The 13,000-nt window shown below is 68.4% G+C and carries 12 protein-coding genes; 6 read left to right on the top strand and 6 right to left on the bottom strand.

Features of this window, described 5'->3' with window-relative positions:
* Positions 1–10: 10 nt before the first annotated feature.
* The 5 genes from malQ to QGN31_RS13195 all read left to right on the top strand — a co-directional run bounded on the left by malQ (position 11) and on the right by QGN31_RS13195 (position 6,003).
* Positions 11–2,194, top strand: coding sequence for a 4-alpha-glucanotransferase (gene malQ / locus QGN31_RS13215; RefSeq protein WP_201407082.1), 2,184 nt, complete (start codon positions 11–13; stop codon positions 2,192–2,194).
* A gap of 35 nt (positions 2,195–2,229) precedes the next feature.
* Positions 2,230–3,111: an LLM class F420-dependent oxidoreductase gene (locus QGN31_RS13210; RefSeq protein ID WP_201407083.1), complete on the top strand. Its 882-nt coding sequence runs from the start codon at positions 2,230–2,232 to the stop codon at positions 3,109–3,111.
* 4 nt (positions 3,112–3,115) lie between these two features.
* Positions 3,116–3,586: a nuclear transport factor 2 family protein gene (locus QGN31_RS13205; protein ID WP_008257062.1), complete on the top strand. Its 471-nt coding sequence runs from the start codon at positions 3,116–3,118 to the stop codon at positions 3,584–3,586.
* A 266-nt stretch (positions 3,587–3,852) separates the two neighbouring features.
* Positions 3,853–5,628, top strand: a complete 1,776-nt coding sequence (locus QGN31_RS13200) for a molybdopterin-dependent oxidoreductase (protein ID WP_008257065.1) — start codon at positions 3,853–3,855, stop codon at positions 5,626–5,628.
* A 93-nt stretch (positions 5,629–5,721) separates the two neighbouring features.
* Positions 5,722–6,003 carry a LapA family protein gene (locus QGN31_RS13195; RefSeq protein ID WP_008257067.1) on the top strand — a complete coding sequence of 94 codons (282 nt, stop codon included), beginning with the start codon at positions 5,722–5,724 and terminating at the stop codon, positions 6,001–6,003.
* A gap of 4 nt (positions 6,004–6,007) precedes the next feature.
* Here the strand turns inward: QGN31_RS13195 and QGN31_RS13190 are convergent, their stop codons facing one another.
* Together QGN31_RS13190 and QGN31_RS13185 are read right to left on the bottom strand one after the other, a co-directional pair.
* Positions 6,008–6,436: a type II toxin-antitoxin system Rv0910 family toxin gene (locus tag QGN31_RS13190; RefSeq protein ID WP_014382645.1), complete on the bottom strand. Its 429-nt coding sequence runs from the start codon at positions 6,434–6,436 to the stop codon at positions 6,008–6,010.
* 106 nt (positions 6,437–6,542) lie between these two features.
* The gene (locus QGN31_RS13185; protein WP_009954143.1) at positions 6,543–7,100 is read right to left on the bottom strand and encodes a hypothetical protein; all 558 of its coding nucleotides are present in this window, start codon (positions 7,098–7,100) and stop codon (positions 6,543–6,545) included.
* Positions 7,101–7,327: 227 nt separating this feature from the next.
* On the opposite strand from QGN31_RS13185, the gene QGN31_RS13180 reads away from it, so the two are divergent.
* Positions 7,328–9,016 carry a DUF4407 domain-containing protein gene (locus QGN31_RS13180; protein ID WP_201407084.1) on the top strand — a complete coding sequence of 563 codons (1,689 nt, stop codon included), beginning with the start codon at positions 7,328–7,330 and terminating at the stop codon, positions 9,014–9,016.
* A 23-nt stretch (positions 9,017–9,039) separates the two neighbouring features.
* Here the strand turns inward: QGN31_RS13180 and QGN31_RS13175 are convergent, their stop codons facing one another.
* The 4 genes from QGN31_RS13175 to QGN31_RS13160 form a co-directional block, all read right to left on the bottom strand.
* Positions 9,040–9,864, bottom strand: coding sequence for an SAM-dependent methyltransferase (locus QGN31_RS13175; RefSeq protein WP_201358663.1), 825 nt, complete (start codon positions 9,862–9,864; stop codon positions 9,040–9,042).
* 7 nt (positions 9,865–9,871) lie between these two features.
* Positions 9,872–10,723 (bottom strand): helix-turn-helix domain-containing protein, encoded by an 852-nt coding sequence (locus QGN31_RS13170; protein WP_201358664.1) that lies wholly within the window; start codon positions 10,721–10,723, stop codon positions 9,872–9,874.
* A 335-nt stretch (positions 10,724–11,058) separates the two neighbouring features.
* Entirely contained in the window at positions 11,059–11,346 is a 288-nt protein-coding gene (locus QGN31_RS13165) for an ANTAR domain-containing protein (protein ID WP_008257079.1), read from the bottom strand.
* Positions 11,347–11,615: 269 nt separating this feature from the next.
* Entirely contained in the window at positions 11,616–12,839 is a 1,224-nt protein-coding gene (locus QGN31_RS13160) for a CaiB/BaiF CoA transferase family protein (protein WP_009952449.1), read from the bottom strand.
* Positions 12,840–13,000 lie beyond the last annotated feature (161 nt).

Here is a 13,000-nt window from a genome sequence, read left to right as displayed (position 1 = left end):
AGATGGCCCTATGACCGAACTCGCACCGTCGCTGATCGAACTCGCCCGGAGGTACGGCATCGCGACGGAGTACGAGGACTGGAGCGGCAGGCGGGTGCGGGTGTCGGAGGCGACGCTCAAGGCCGTGCTGGCCGCGCTCGGCGTCGCGGCCGGCGACGAACAGGAACGCAACCTCGCGCTCACCGCCAAGCTGCGGTCGCACTGGGCGCGGCGGCTGCCTGCGACCATCGTCGGCCGCACCGGTGAGCAGATCCGGTTTTGGGCCCACGTCACCCACGGTGCTCCCGCCGAGGTGTGGTTGGCGCTCGAGGACGGCACGGTGCGCGGCGACGTCGCGCAGGTCGACAACTTCACCCCGCCGTTCGACCTGGACGGACGCTGGGTCGGCGAGGCCAGCTTCCTGCTGCCCACCGACCTGCCGCTGGGGTATCACCGGGTGCACCTGCGGTCCGGGGACTCCGAGACCAGCACCGCGCTGATCGTGACGCCGGATTGGCTCGGGCTGCCGGAGCGGCTCGGCAACCGTCGCGCCTGGGGCCTGGCCGTTCAGCTCTACAGCGTGCGGTCCCGGCGGTCCTGGGGCGTCGGGGATCTCACCGATCTGACCGACCTCGCGGTGTGGTCGGCGTCGCGCCACGGCGCCGATTACCTTCTGGTCAATCCGCTGCATGCGGCGGCGCCTGCGGGTCCGAAGGGCCGGATGGAGCCGTCGCCGTACCTGCCGACGTCGCGGCGCTTCGTCAATCCGATTTATCTTCGCGTCGAGGCGATCCCCGAATTCGCCGACCTGGGCAAGCGCAGCCGGGTCCGCCGGCTGCGCGCGGACGTCCAGGAGCGCGCCGGCCGCGTCGACACCATCGACCGCGACAGCTCGTGGGCGGCCAAACGGGCCGCCCTCAAGCTGCTGCACGAGGAACCGCGGTCGGCGGGCCGGGAGCTGTCCTACGCGGCGTTCCGCGACCGGGAGGGCCGCGCACTCGACGACTTCGCGACCTGGTGCGCGCTGGCCGAACAATACGGCGATGACTGGCATCGTTGGCCCGAAGCGCTGCAACATCCCGACGCGTCCGGGGTCGCAGACTTTGTCGAAAAACATTCCGACACAGTCGATTTCCACCGCTGGTTGCAATGGCAAATCGACGAGCAGCTCGCCGCGGCCCAGTCCCAGGCGATCCGGGCCGGAATGTCGTTGGGCATCATGGGCGACCTGGCCGTCGGCGTGCACCCCAACGGCGCCGACACCTGGGCGCTGCAGGATGTGATGGCGCTGGGCGTGACCGCCGGGGCGCCACCGGACGAGTTCAATCAGCTCGGCCAGGACTGGTCGCAGCCGCCGTGGCGGCCGGACCGACTGGACGAGCACGAGTACCGGCCGTTTCGCGCGTTGATCCGCGCGGTGCTGCGGCACGCCGGCGGGGTGCGCATCGACCACATCATCGGGTTGTTCCGGCTCTGGTGGATCCCGCGGGGTGCACCACCCACCGAGGGCACCTACGTCCGCTACGACCACGAAGCCATGGTCGGCATCGTCGCCCTGGAGGCACACCGGGCCGGCGCGGTGGTGGTGGGCGAGGACCTCGGCACGGTCGAGCCGTGGGTGCGCGACTACCTGTTGTTGCGGGGGCTGCTGGGCACGTCGATCCTCTGGTTCGAGCTGGACCGCGACGGGAACGGCGGACCACTGCCGGCGGAGCGCTGGCGGGAGTACTGCCTGTCCTCGGTCACCACCCACGACCTGCCGCCGACGGCCGGCTACCTGGCGGGCGACCATGTGCGGCTGCGTGACTCGCTGGGATTGCTGACCCGGCCCGTCGCCGAGGAGCTCGAGTCCGACCGTGCCGAGTTGGCGGCGTGGCTGGCCGAGTTGCGCCGGGTGGGGCTGCTCGATGAAGGCGAAGACGACCCGCAGCAGGTCGTCCTGGCGCTGTACAAGTACCTGGGCCGGACGCCGTCGCGGCTGCTGGGGCTGGCGCTCACCGACGCCGTCGGTGACCGTCGCACCCAGAACCAGCCCGGCACGACAGACGAATACCCCAACTGGCGGGTCCCGCTGACCGGTCCGGACGGGCGCGACGTGCTGCTCGAAGACGTGTTCACCGACCCCCGGGCCGCCACGCTGGCCGAGGCCGTGCGCGCCGCGATCGCCCCGGCCGCCTCGGAAAGCTCGGAGAGCGTTCAAAGCGCGGCCCGCTGACCGCGCGACCGGTCGGCTTGTTAGCTTCACCAACCATGAAGGTCTCAGTGGTGGCCCCGGTCGCCGACGGTGTCACCGCGGACCCCGAGTGGATGGTGGCCTTCGCGCGCCACCTCGAAGCCTGCGGATTCGAATCGATCGTCGCCGTCGAGCACACGGTCCTGCTCACGCGCTACGACAGCGTCTATCCCTACGACCGTTCCGGGCGGGTCGGGCTGGCCCCCGACTGCCCCATCCCGGACCCGCTGGATCTGCTGGCCTTTCTGGCCGGCCACACCACCAGCCTCGGGCTGGCCACCGGGGTGCTGGTGCTGCCCAACCACCACCCGGTGGTGCTCGCCAAGCGGGTCGCCACCGTCGACGCCCTCTCCGGTGGAAGGCTGCGGCTGTGTGTGGGTGTGGGCTGGCTCAAAGAGGAGCTGCAGGCGTGCGGCGCGGACTTCGACAATCGGGGCAGGCGGGCCGACGAGCAGCTGGCGGTGCTGCGCGCGCTGTGGGCCGACCGACCCCAGGGGGCGTCCTTCCACGGTGAATTCTTCAGCTTCGACAATGTGATGAGCTATCCCAAACCCGTTGCCGGGGAACGGTTTCCGGTGCACATCGGCGGCCACAGCCGAGCGGCCGCACGCCGTGCGGGGCGCTTCGGCGACGGCTTCCAGCCCCTTGGCGTCACCGGTCCGGCGCTGGCGTCGCTGATCGGGCTCATGCGCGAGGAGGCATCGGCGGCAGGCCGCGACCTCGCGGCACTGGAGGTGTCGCTGGGCCACAGTGTCACCAAGATCGACGCCGAGCGCGCGGCGGGCCTGGTCGACCAGGGCGCCGACCGGCTGGTGCTGGCCATGCCGCCGACCGCCGACCTCGAGGCGGCCAAGGACGCCCTGTCGGCGTGCGCGCAGCGGCTGTCGCTGGTTTCGTGAACCGATGACGCTTTCCGCCGACGAGCGAATGGCGCTCAGCGATGTGGTTCACCGGTACGCCGCCCACGTCGATGACCGTGAATTCGGCGCCGTCGCAGAGCTTTTCACCACCGAGGCCGAGTTGGTCGTGCCCTCGCCACCGGCCGATCTGTTGCCGACACATGCGCATCGCGGCCGCGCCGCCATCGCGAGGGCCGTCGGGGCCGTGGCCGCGGTCGCGCGCACCGAGCACGCGATCGTCGGCGAGGTGTACGAGGCGGCCGGGCGGCGGGGGGCCGCGCGCGGGCGCGTCGCGTGCGTCGCCCACCACTGGAACCCGCGGGGCGACGAGGTGGTGGATGTGGTGTGGCACCTGCGCTACGACGACGCATACGAGCTGACGGCCGCCGGCTGGCGGATCGCCCGCCGCGCGCTGACGATCAACGCCCTCGAGACGCGCCCGGTGCGCCGGCTGTTACCGCGCGACACCGCCTAGCCTCGTCTGCTAGGAGGTTGGGAGAGAATTCACAGCAATCGCCAAGGAGCCGTGTTTGCGGAAAGAATTGAGCATTCCGTAGGCAGTTGCGGCAACCGGCGTCCGAGCCGGAGCGGATTCCGCCCCCTGGCAACTGTTGCCGACGATCACACGACGGGACACGACGCGCCACGGACGGATTTTTTCCAATCAAACTTGGATTTATCCAGGTGTTTTGGTGTATTTTCAACCCCGTGACGCATGCCGAAAGCAAACGTATTGACCCGGTGGGGAACGGCTCAGTCTCGACGTTGGCGGTAGGCACGCCGCTGACATCCGATCCTGGTTATCGGCACGAGATCCATACCGCCCACGACACCATCGATGTCGAGGAGTACGGCGGCGGGTTCGATCTGACCAGGCGGGCGACCGCCCCGAAGTTGCGCGTCGGCCGTGACCGGTGGTTCAACCTTCTGTGGTTGATCCCGATCGGCTTTGGACTGCTGATCGCGTCGGTGGCGATCGGCAAGGGCCTGCACAACATGCCGGCCATTCAGTCGTTCATCGCGCGCTACCCCGGGACCGATCCGCACAGCGGTGCTCCCGACGGGCTGCCCGCATGGATCGGTTGGACGCACTTTTTCAACCTGTTCATGATGATGTTCATCATCAGGACGGGGATTCAGATTCTCTGTGACCATCCCCGGCTCTATTTCAGCCGCAACGCCACCCCGGGCAAGGACGAGTGGCTGCGGGTCGGCCCGCCGGTGCCGGACGACGAGCTGTGGACCGCCAACGCCGACACCGTCGCCCTGCCGCCGCAATTCGGCCTGCCCGGATTCCGGCACTCCATCGGGCTGGCGCGATGGTGGCATCTCGGCGTCGACGTGTTGTGGCTCCTCAACGGGGCGGTCTTCTACGTGTTGCTGTTCACCACCGGGCAGTGGCGCCACATCGTGCCGACCAGCTGGGACGTCTTTCCCAACGCCGCGTCGGTCGCGATTCAGTACATGTCGCTGGACTGGCCGACCGACAACGGCTGGGTCGCCTACAACGGCCTGCAGCTGCTGTCGTACTTCACCACCGTCTTCATCGCCGCGCCAGCCGCGTTGATCACCGGCCTGGGGATGTCGCCGGCGCTGTCGCAGCGCGTGCACTGGCTGAGCAAGCGCCTGAGCATTCAGCACGCGCGGTCGCTGCATTTCCTGGTGCTGGTGTACTTCCTGTTCTTCATCCTGGTGCACGTGACGATGGTGTTGACCACCGAGGCACTGCGGAACCTCAACCACATGTTCGCCTCCCGCGACGACAACAGCTGGATGGGTTTCTGGATCTTCGCCGCGGCCATGGTGCTGACGGCCGTCGCGTGGGTGTGGGCCACCCCGTTCACCATCAAGCACCCGCGGGTCGTTCAGCGGGTCGGGTACGCCCTGGTCGGGCCGTTCCAGCGAGCGCTCGAACGGCTGGACCCCAAGCCGGGCGCCTTCACCGAAAAGGACATCTCGCCGCACCACTGGCGCAACGGCCGCCTCCCCGAGACCGTCGAATACAAAGAGCTCGAGCGCGACGACTTCAAGAACTGGCGGCTCAAGGTCTACGGCCTGGTCGAGCACCCGATGGAGTTCTCGCTCGAGGACTTGATGGCGCTGCCCTACCACGAGCAGATCAGCCAGCACTTCTGCATCCAGGCGTGGTCGGGCGTCGCCAAATGGGGTGGCGTGCAAATGAAGACGATCATGGACATCGTCAAGCCGCTGCCCGAGGCGAAGTGGGCGGTGTTCTATTCGATGGGTCTGGGCGCCACGGGGGGCATCTACTACAACGCCCATCACATCGGTCAGATGGACCACCACATGACGATGCTGGCCTACAACATGAACGACCAGCAGCTGCCGTACATGCACGGCAGGCCGCTGCGGCTGCGCAACGAGCTGCAGCACGGATTCAAATTGGTGAAGTGGATCAAGGGAATCGAATTCGTCGCCGACTACCGCGACATCGGAAGCGGCTATGGCGGCTACAGCGAGGACCACAAGTACTTCGGGCGGCACCAGACCCTGTAGCGGCCGTCGACTCCGCCAAGTCGTTTGTCCAGCCGGTGTTTTGGGTAGCTCCACTGCATCGGCCGGACGGAAGCGACAGCAGAGGAGACGCCCATGAGGCACAGCCCTGTCGATGATGATCGGACCGTTGCCCGCCGCGGCGACGACTCGATGCATGATGCGGCGCAGACGCCCGGATTGGTCGTGGTCTGTGCGGCCGCGCTGGCGTTCGTGGTGTGCGTGGCGAACTTTGCCCTGGGACAGGCTCACGCGGGCGTCGTCGCGGCGATCGTCGCGATGCTCGCGTTCGGGGCGGGCCTGGCGTGGCTTGCGATGGACCGCAGGCGGATTCGCCAGGCGCAGCGCGAATGGGTGATCGGTCACCCGGGCCGATAGGTCCCTACCGCAACGACGCGAGGTTGTTCACGGACTTTTGCACGTCCGATCGCAGCACCCTGGCGACCAGTCCCCCGATCGGCCCGCTGAGCAGGCCGCCTTTGAGGTCGGCGGTGAGGTGAAAGGTCGATCCCGGGTCGTTCGCCGACACGGTCATCTCCACATTGAGCCGGATTCCACCACGGCCACGGCCTTGCAGCTCAATCGATTTCGGCTCGTCGTACCGGGTGACGGTCCAATGGATGACGTTGCGGAAACCCTTGACCTTCACGCACGACGAGACACAGGTGCCTTCCTCGATCGTGTCGGGAACGGGGCTTCGCCACCCGGCGAAGATCGTCATCCACTCGTCGAACCGGTCCAGGTCCGACGCCAGCTTCCAGGCCGCTTCCGGCTCCACCTTCGAGGACACCGAAACATCTACTCGAGCCAAGGCGTTCCTCCGCTCCTCCCCGATCCCAAGCGCCGCCACCCACGTGGTCAAACGCACAACCGTGGGTGGGTACCCCAACACCGCCGGCGCTATTCGTGGGGCAGCCTCAGGGCCACGCCTGTTCGAGTTGCTGAGCGACGTCGATGATCTGTGCCGCCTGCGACGCCGGCGCGTCGATCTCGGCCGCGACGTACTGCGCGATGAATCGCCGGATCTCGCCGTCCACTCCCGCCAGGATCCGCAGCACCTCGCCGCGGATGGAATTCGACGAGACGTTGACGGTGATGTCGGAAGGCCTCGGCTTGGCGACGTCGACGATCAGCAGCAGCGGCTCGGCCGCGCGCGCGGTCGCTCGCAGGGCGATGTCACCCGAGACCACGAAGCGCTGCTTGTCGAGCCACAGGTCCACGAGCAGGTCGATCGACAGCGGTATGTGGATGACGAAGGTGATGCTGTCGCCCAGCCGGCGGGTGACGCGGGGCTCCTGGATGGAGACATTCGCACTGACTTTGGCGATCTTGCCCGGTCCCTGCGCGATCGGCTCCATGGCGAACTCGCTGCCGGCGATGTCGGCGAACGCGGCGGCGACACGCTCGGGGGTGACGGCGACCTCGAAGAACCTGCGACCGAATTCCTCGTAGGTGACAAAATCGTGATTCGACATAGGCTTATACCGTCTCACGTCACCTGCCCGAACGGCCGCTGATCCGCTCGCGTCGCAGGAATTACGCGCCCGTTCCCGTCCCGTCGCACCGGGCCCGCCCGGCCGACGCCCGGCTGGTGATCTGCGTCCATCCCGCCGGCCTGTGAGGCCCGTCACACGTGGCGGCTTCGATTCGATGCGTCGGCCCCGGGCCTGGGAGGCTTGATCGCGGAGGTGTTTTCAGTCTCATGCCCCAGGAAGTAATCGACCGCCGCCCGGGCCTGGCCAGGGTCGCGGAAGCGCTCATCTGGCTCGGCGGCGGACACGGCCGCGAGGCCGGCGAACGCCACGAGCGGTCCGCCCACGGCGTGGCCGGCGCCGTCGTGATGCTGGGAGCCGCGCTGGCCTGGCTGGTCGCGGCGCTGGCAGTGGGCGGGTCGGCCCGCGCGACGAGCGTTGCCGTCGTGCCGCTGACCGTCGCCTTCGGCCTGCTGGCCGGCGCGGTAACCCGCGCCACCGTGCCGGGCCCCCACCGGAGCCGCCCGGGCCTCGTGGGACGCGCCGCGATGGCGGCCGCGGTCGGCGTCATCGTCGGCGAACTAGCCACGTTGGTGATCCTGTCCGGTTCAATCGACCGGCGCCTCGACGAACGCGCTGCGCGCGCCGCGGAATCGGCGCCCGCGGTCGCGCAGGCATCGGCATCGCTACAGCGCACCGAGGAGGCGCGCGCCGCGCTCGAGCGCGCCGTCACGCAGGCCCGCGATCGGCAGGACAGGGCCCTGGTCGTCGCCCGCTGTGAATATCACCCCACTCCCGGTTGCCCGCAGACCCGGATCACCGGCGTTCCGGGCCCCGGACCCGAAACCCGCACTGGCAACGAGCTTCTCAACGACGCCCAGCATGAACTCGACGCCGCGCTGTCCGCGCGGGACAGCCGCGCGCCGGCGTTGGATGCCACGATCTCGCGACAGGAGCAAGACCTGCAGGATGCGCGGCGCGGCGTCATCGCCGACGCCGGCCGGGGCCTGGGCGCACGGTGGGTCGCGATGAATGACCTCGCGTGGAACACCGCGGGGGCCCAAGCCCTGCGTGTGCTGACCGTCGGGGCGTGCGTGCTGCTGTACCTGGCGCCACTGATCCTGGGGTTGTGGCGCGGGCAGACAACTTATGATCGCCACGCCGCCGCGCGCGCGGAGCGCGACCGCGCCGAACTCGACGCGGAGACCGCCATCGCGATCAAGCGGGCCGAGGTCCGCCGCGACGCCGAGATCATGTGGGCCGAGCACCAATTGACCCAGGCCCGGCTCGCCATCGAGGCGCAGACCGAGATCGACCGCGAGCATCAGCGTCGCCGTGTCCTGCAGGCCCTCGAGAGCCCGGTGCACGCGCCGTCGCGGCGGGCCGTCGAACCGGTCGAGGACGGCGGGTATCTGCCGATCGCCGCCGAAGCGGAGGCGGCCAGCCGGGCGATCGCCCAGCGGCCCGCGCCGGAGGCGGGCGACGAGATCGCGCGCCCCGATGAGCGAAACGCGCCGTTGATCCCGTCGCTCCCCGAGGCGACCAGGGCGGCCGCCCGCTGGATCAGGCCGCTGGTACCGCCGTTCGTGGCGCGGGTGATCGACACCACGACCCAGCCGCTACGCACCGCGCGCCACGTGTTCGAAGGGGTGCTCGAAGAGACCGAAGAGATCACGTTCGCGCTCAAGCGAACCCGCACGGTGACGGTCAATTCCGAGGCCTCGAGCGCAGCGCTGTCGCACTCCGGTGGTGGCGCCGAAACCCCTTCCGGCCAGCCGGAATTCGTCACCTCATCGCGCTACACACCCGGCGAGGGTCGTCTGCCGGCCGCCGGACACGCACCGGAGTTGGCGACGCGCGGAGCGCCGCGGGATTTGGGTGCGTCGGAAGGCCCGCGCCAACTGCCGCCGCCGAAATAGCCTGGCGCTATTGCGGACCGAAGCTAGGCCTTGACCGCCTCGACGAAGTAGCCGCGCGGTATTCCGGGCACGTCGAGCGGGACCACCGGGTGGTCCCAGCGATTCCACTTCGTTCCAGGCTCGGCGACATCGGTGACGTGGGCCGTCCAGCCGTGCCGCTCGACGAGGGACGCCGGTGCGTCGGTACCGAACGTCCATGGCGCACCGAGGCGCCGCATGAATTCCAGGGTGGGCTGCAGGAATTCGGCTTCCAGCAACGTCGCCCCGACCAGGTCATAGAGCACCCGCGAACCCGGCGCGGACAACGCGTCGATTCTGGCGAACAAGGCGTCGACATCCGATGCATCGAGGTACTGCAGCAGACCCTCGACTAGCCACACCGCCGGTGCGGACGACGAAAACCCCTGGGAACGCAGCGCCTTCGGCCAATCGTCGGCCAGATCGATGCCCACCGCAACCCGCTGGCACCGGGGTTGCTCGCCGGCGAGCCGTTCGTCCTTGATGGCGGTCACCCGGGGCTGGTCGACTTCGTAAACGGTGGTGCCCGGCTGCCACGGCAGACGGTATGCGCGGGCGTCCATGCCTGCGGCGAGGATCACGACCTGCGAAATGCCGTCCGATTGAGCCCGCAGCAGGCGCTCATCCCAGAAGCGCGTCCGGATGGCGATCTGCGGTGACGTCGCGCCCGTCTTCGCCACGGCTTGGGCAAGCAATTCGCGCCCCTCGTCGCCGGCGAGCCGTTCTGCGAACGGATCGGTGAACAGTCGGTCCCGGCGCGCGGATTCCTCGGCGCGCATCGCGGCAACCAACAGGCCCGTGTGGGCGACGGCTAATCTGGTGTCTTCCATGTCGCAATCATGAGCACACACGAACGAATGGTCTTGGATATTTGTGCCGCCCGAGCGGGACGTGGCTGGGCAACAGGATGCGCTGCCGCCGGTAGCAGGTCGGCGTCGTCCCGCTGAAAGCCCGGAATTCCCGCACGAAATGGGACTGGTCGAAATACCCTAGGTCGGCGGCGATGCGGGCGCCGGGCGTGCCGTCACCAAGGCGCTTCAGCGCGGCTTGGAAGCGCCGGGCACGGGCAAATTCCTTTGGGGGCAAGCCAACTTCGTCGCGGAACAGGGCGATGAGCCGCTTGGTGGACAGTCCGGTCATGCGGCGGACGTCAGCCAGTCGAATCGAGGGATCGGCCTCGACCGCAGCCATCGCGGCGGCGACGCCGGGATGCCGAGGCACCGACGAGCGCGCCTGCGCGAGCATGAACTGCTCCAGCAGACGAAACCTGGCCGGGACGGACGGTGCCTCGATCAGGCGCTCGTGCAAGTCGCGTCCTTGCCGTCCCCAGATCTCACCGACGCCCACGGGTCCATCCGCCAGGTCGCCCAACGGTATGCCCAGAAACGGAAATGCGCCCCCGGGCCGGAAATGGATGGCCACGACGGGCTCGTCGGCAGCGATGTCCGAGACGTAGGGCGTGTTCTGTGATCCCGTGATGAAGGCAGGCGGAACGCTCATCTTGGTGGTGCCGTCGGCGGCATAGAGGTCCAGTTGCTGGCGGTGGCCGACGTCGAAGACGATCGTCACCGCGCCGCGCGGCAGCGCCCGGCTTCGGTAGGTGGCCCCGCGATGGAGCCAATGCCCGAAGAATTCGATATGGTCCGCCAGCTCAGAGCGCGGGCGGTACAGCCGGGGCCCCGAGCCCATCAGCGGACCCGGTTCACATCGCGTTGGACACCGGCCACAGATGACATTCTCGCACTTCGCTCGACGCCCACATCTTTTGGATTCGGTGTGCGCCCGTCAGCGGAACAGGCTTATGCCGTAGTCGGTTTCAAACATCGGTCGACGGGCCGCCCGATTTTTCCGCCAGCGCCTGCTGCCGCGCCCGCGAGCCGGCCAATAGAGCTCGAGCCCGAAGGCGCGACCCGCAGAACGGTCGGGTGCTTCATCGAAAGAGTTATCGAAAGAGTTGTCGAGAGAGTTGGAGACGGCCGGGTTACCCCTCGAAAGCTCGGCCGTCCCAACGTCTTGGTGCCCGCTCAACAGGGCACTGCGGCGGACTCGAACAACCGACCCCATTCGTGCCGCGCCGCGGACTGGGCGTCGGCGAAACTGGGTGTCTGTTGACCGTCGCCGGCCAGGTGCACCAGCGCCCATGCCATCGCGAACACCGGAACCTTGTGCCGCAATGCCGCACTGTGCAATTCGTCCAGGGCGGCCTCCGAGGGGCACCGGCGCAGGCCGATGAGGATGCCCCGCGCGGTGTCGAGGATGCGACCGGAGTGCGGGCCGCACGAAGTCTGGGCGGGAACCCAGTTCGATGTCATGCTGTGGATACCTCCTGCGGCGCCGTCAATGAATCCGCCACTCACGTACCGGACGAGGAATTCGTGTGTGCTACGCATCGTCGCGGCCGCATACCTCAAAAGCGCCCTGTGCCATGATTTGTCGATGGCCTGCGTTCTGCCAGACCGCGGGAGACATTGATATCCGCCCGTGACCCTTTCGGAATCGGCTGCTAACCACGGAATCCGCGACGCGTGGTATCGAAACGGGTTGCGAATCCCGCGATTAGGTCGCTCCCCCGCCCGCGGCCTTAGAGAATCGCCCCGAGCTCCTTGGCCTTGGCGATGTCGTCCCAATCGACGTCGAGCTCCAGCAGGATCTCCTCGGTGTGCTGGCCGTGTTCGGGTGCACGCGCGGGCGCCGGCGGGGTTTCGTCGAATTGCACCGGGGCGGCGACGATCCGGTACTTCTCGCCGTGGTCGTCCACGTTGGTCACCACGTATCCGTTGGGCTCGACCTGCGGGTCGTTGAGGGTCTCCCGCGGCGTCGCCAGGGCGCCCCACACGCCGGGTTCGTCCGCAAGCACACGTTGCCAGTGCGCGAGGTCGTGGCGGGCGAACGCATCCGCGAAGAGTTCGGTCGCCGCGGCCGCGTTGGCGATCAGGTTGCTCGACGGGACAAATCGCTCGTCGTCGGCCAGCTCGGCCAGGCCCATACGCCGGCAGAAGCCCACCCAAAACTTGTCCGGCTGCAGGAAGACCAGTTGGATCCACCTGCCGTCCTTGGTCTTGTAGCGGTTGACGAGCGGGTTGATGGCCAGCCCCGGCGGGGCGCCCGGAATCCCGTCGATGTCGAAGAAGTCGGCGGCCGAAATGGACGGCGCTATCGACCACATCGCCTGGGCCAGCAGCGAGGAGTCGACGATCGTGGGCTCGCCGGTGCGTTCGCGGTGGAACAGGGCGGCGCAGACACCGCCGGCCAGTGTCGCCCCACCCTGCAGGTCACCGAAACCCGGCCCCTGAACCGCCGGGGTCTCGGTGCCGAACGGTGTGAGCGTGTACGCGACCCCGCCCCGCGCGAGGTACGTCGCGGCGTCGAATCCGCCCCTGTCCCGGTCCGGTCCCCGCACGCCCAGCCCGGTGCCGCGCGCGATGATGATCTTCGGGTTGAACGAGCGGATGTCGTCGACGGTCAGGCGGGCCCGCTCGAGCGCGCCCGGAAGCCAATTGGTCAAGAAGACGTCCGCGCTGGCCAGCAGCCGGCCGAACAGCTCACGGCCGGTCGCCGATTTGATGTCGATCCCGATGCTGCGCTTCCCGCGGTTGCCCAACTCGAGGATGAAGTCGGCGTCGGGGCGGGCGGCTTGCCGGGTGAAACCTCCGACGACCAGCGCGCGGCCCGGGTCGCCCGAGGTGACACCCTCCACCTTGATGACGTCGGCGCCCCAGTCCGACAGGGCCGCACCGGCCGACGGCACGTACGTCCACGACGCCAATTCCACCACCCGCACGCCGCGCAGTACCCCGTCGGACATCGCCAATCCCCTCGCTCGCCGCCATTCCTTGCTATTTTAGATATTCTAGCTAGTCTTGGGCGTAGTGATAGCCCATCCGCAGGTCAGCGCAGTTTTTCCGGGAAGAGATGCGATGGAGCCGGCCGAAGGTCTCGTTTCGCCAACCGCCGCGGTGATCGCGC

It is taken from the genome of Mycobacterium sp. 2-64 (genome assembly GCF_035918375.1).
GTDB classification, from domain to species: Bacteria; Actinomycetota; Actinomycetes; order Mycobacteriales; family Mycobacteriaceae; genus Mycobacterium; species Mycobacterium intracellulare.
This window is presented reverse-complemented; position numbering and strand designations above follow the sequence as displayed.

Bases quoted from the DNA above. Each gene is read 5' to 3' on its own strand.
- malQ (WP_201407082.1), top strand. From the start codon at position 11: ATGACCGAACTCGCACCGTCGCTGATCGAACTCGCCCGGAGGTACGGC.
- QGN31_RS13210 (WP_201407083.1), top strand. From the start codon at position 2,230: ATGAAGGTCTCAGTGGTGGCCCCGGTCGCCGACGGTGTCACCGCGGAC.
- QGN31_RS13205 (WP_008257062.1), top strand. From the start codon at position 3,116: ATGACGCTTTCCGCCGACGAGCGAATGGCGCTCAGCGATGTGGTTCAC.
- QGN31_RS13195 (WP_008257067.1), top strand. From the start codon at position 5,722: ATGAGGCACAGCCCTGTCGATGATGATCGGACCGTTGCCCGCCGCGGC.
- QGN31_RS13185 (WP_009954143.1), bottom strand. From the start codon at position 7,100: ATGTCGAATCACGATTTTGTCACCTACGAGGAATTCGGTCGCAGGTTC.
- QGN31_RS13180 (WP_201407084.1), top strand. From the start codon at position 7,328: ATGCCCCAGGAAGTAATCGACCGCCGCCCGGGCCTGGCCAGGGTCGCG.
- QGN31_RS13175 (WP_201358663.1), bottom strand. From the start codon at position 9,864: ATGGAAGACACCAGATTAGCCGTCGCCCACACGGGCCTGTTGGTTGCC.
- QGN31_RS13170 (WP_201358664.1), bottom strand. From the start codon at position 10,723: ATGGGCTCGGGGCCCCGGCTGTACCGCCCGCGCTCTGAGCTGGCGGAC.
- QGN31_RS13165 (WP_008257079.1), bottom strand. From the start codon at position 11,346: ATGACATCGAACTGGGTTCCCGCCCAGACTTCGTGCGGCCCGCACTCC.
- QGN31_RS13160 (WP_009952449.1), bottom strand. From the start codon at position 12,839: ATGTCCGACGGGGTACTGCGCGGCGTGCGGGTGGTGGAATTGGCGTCG.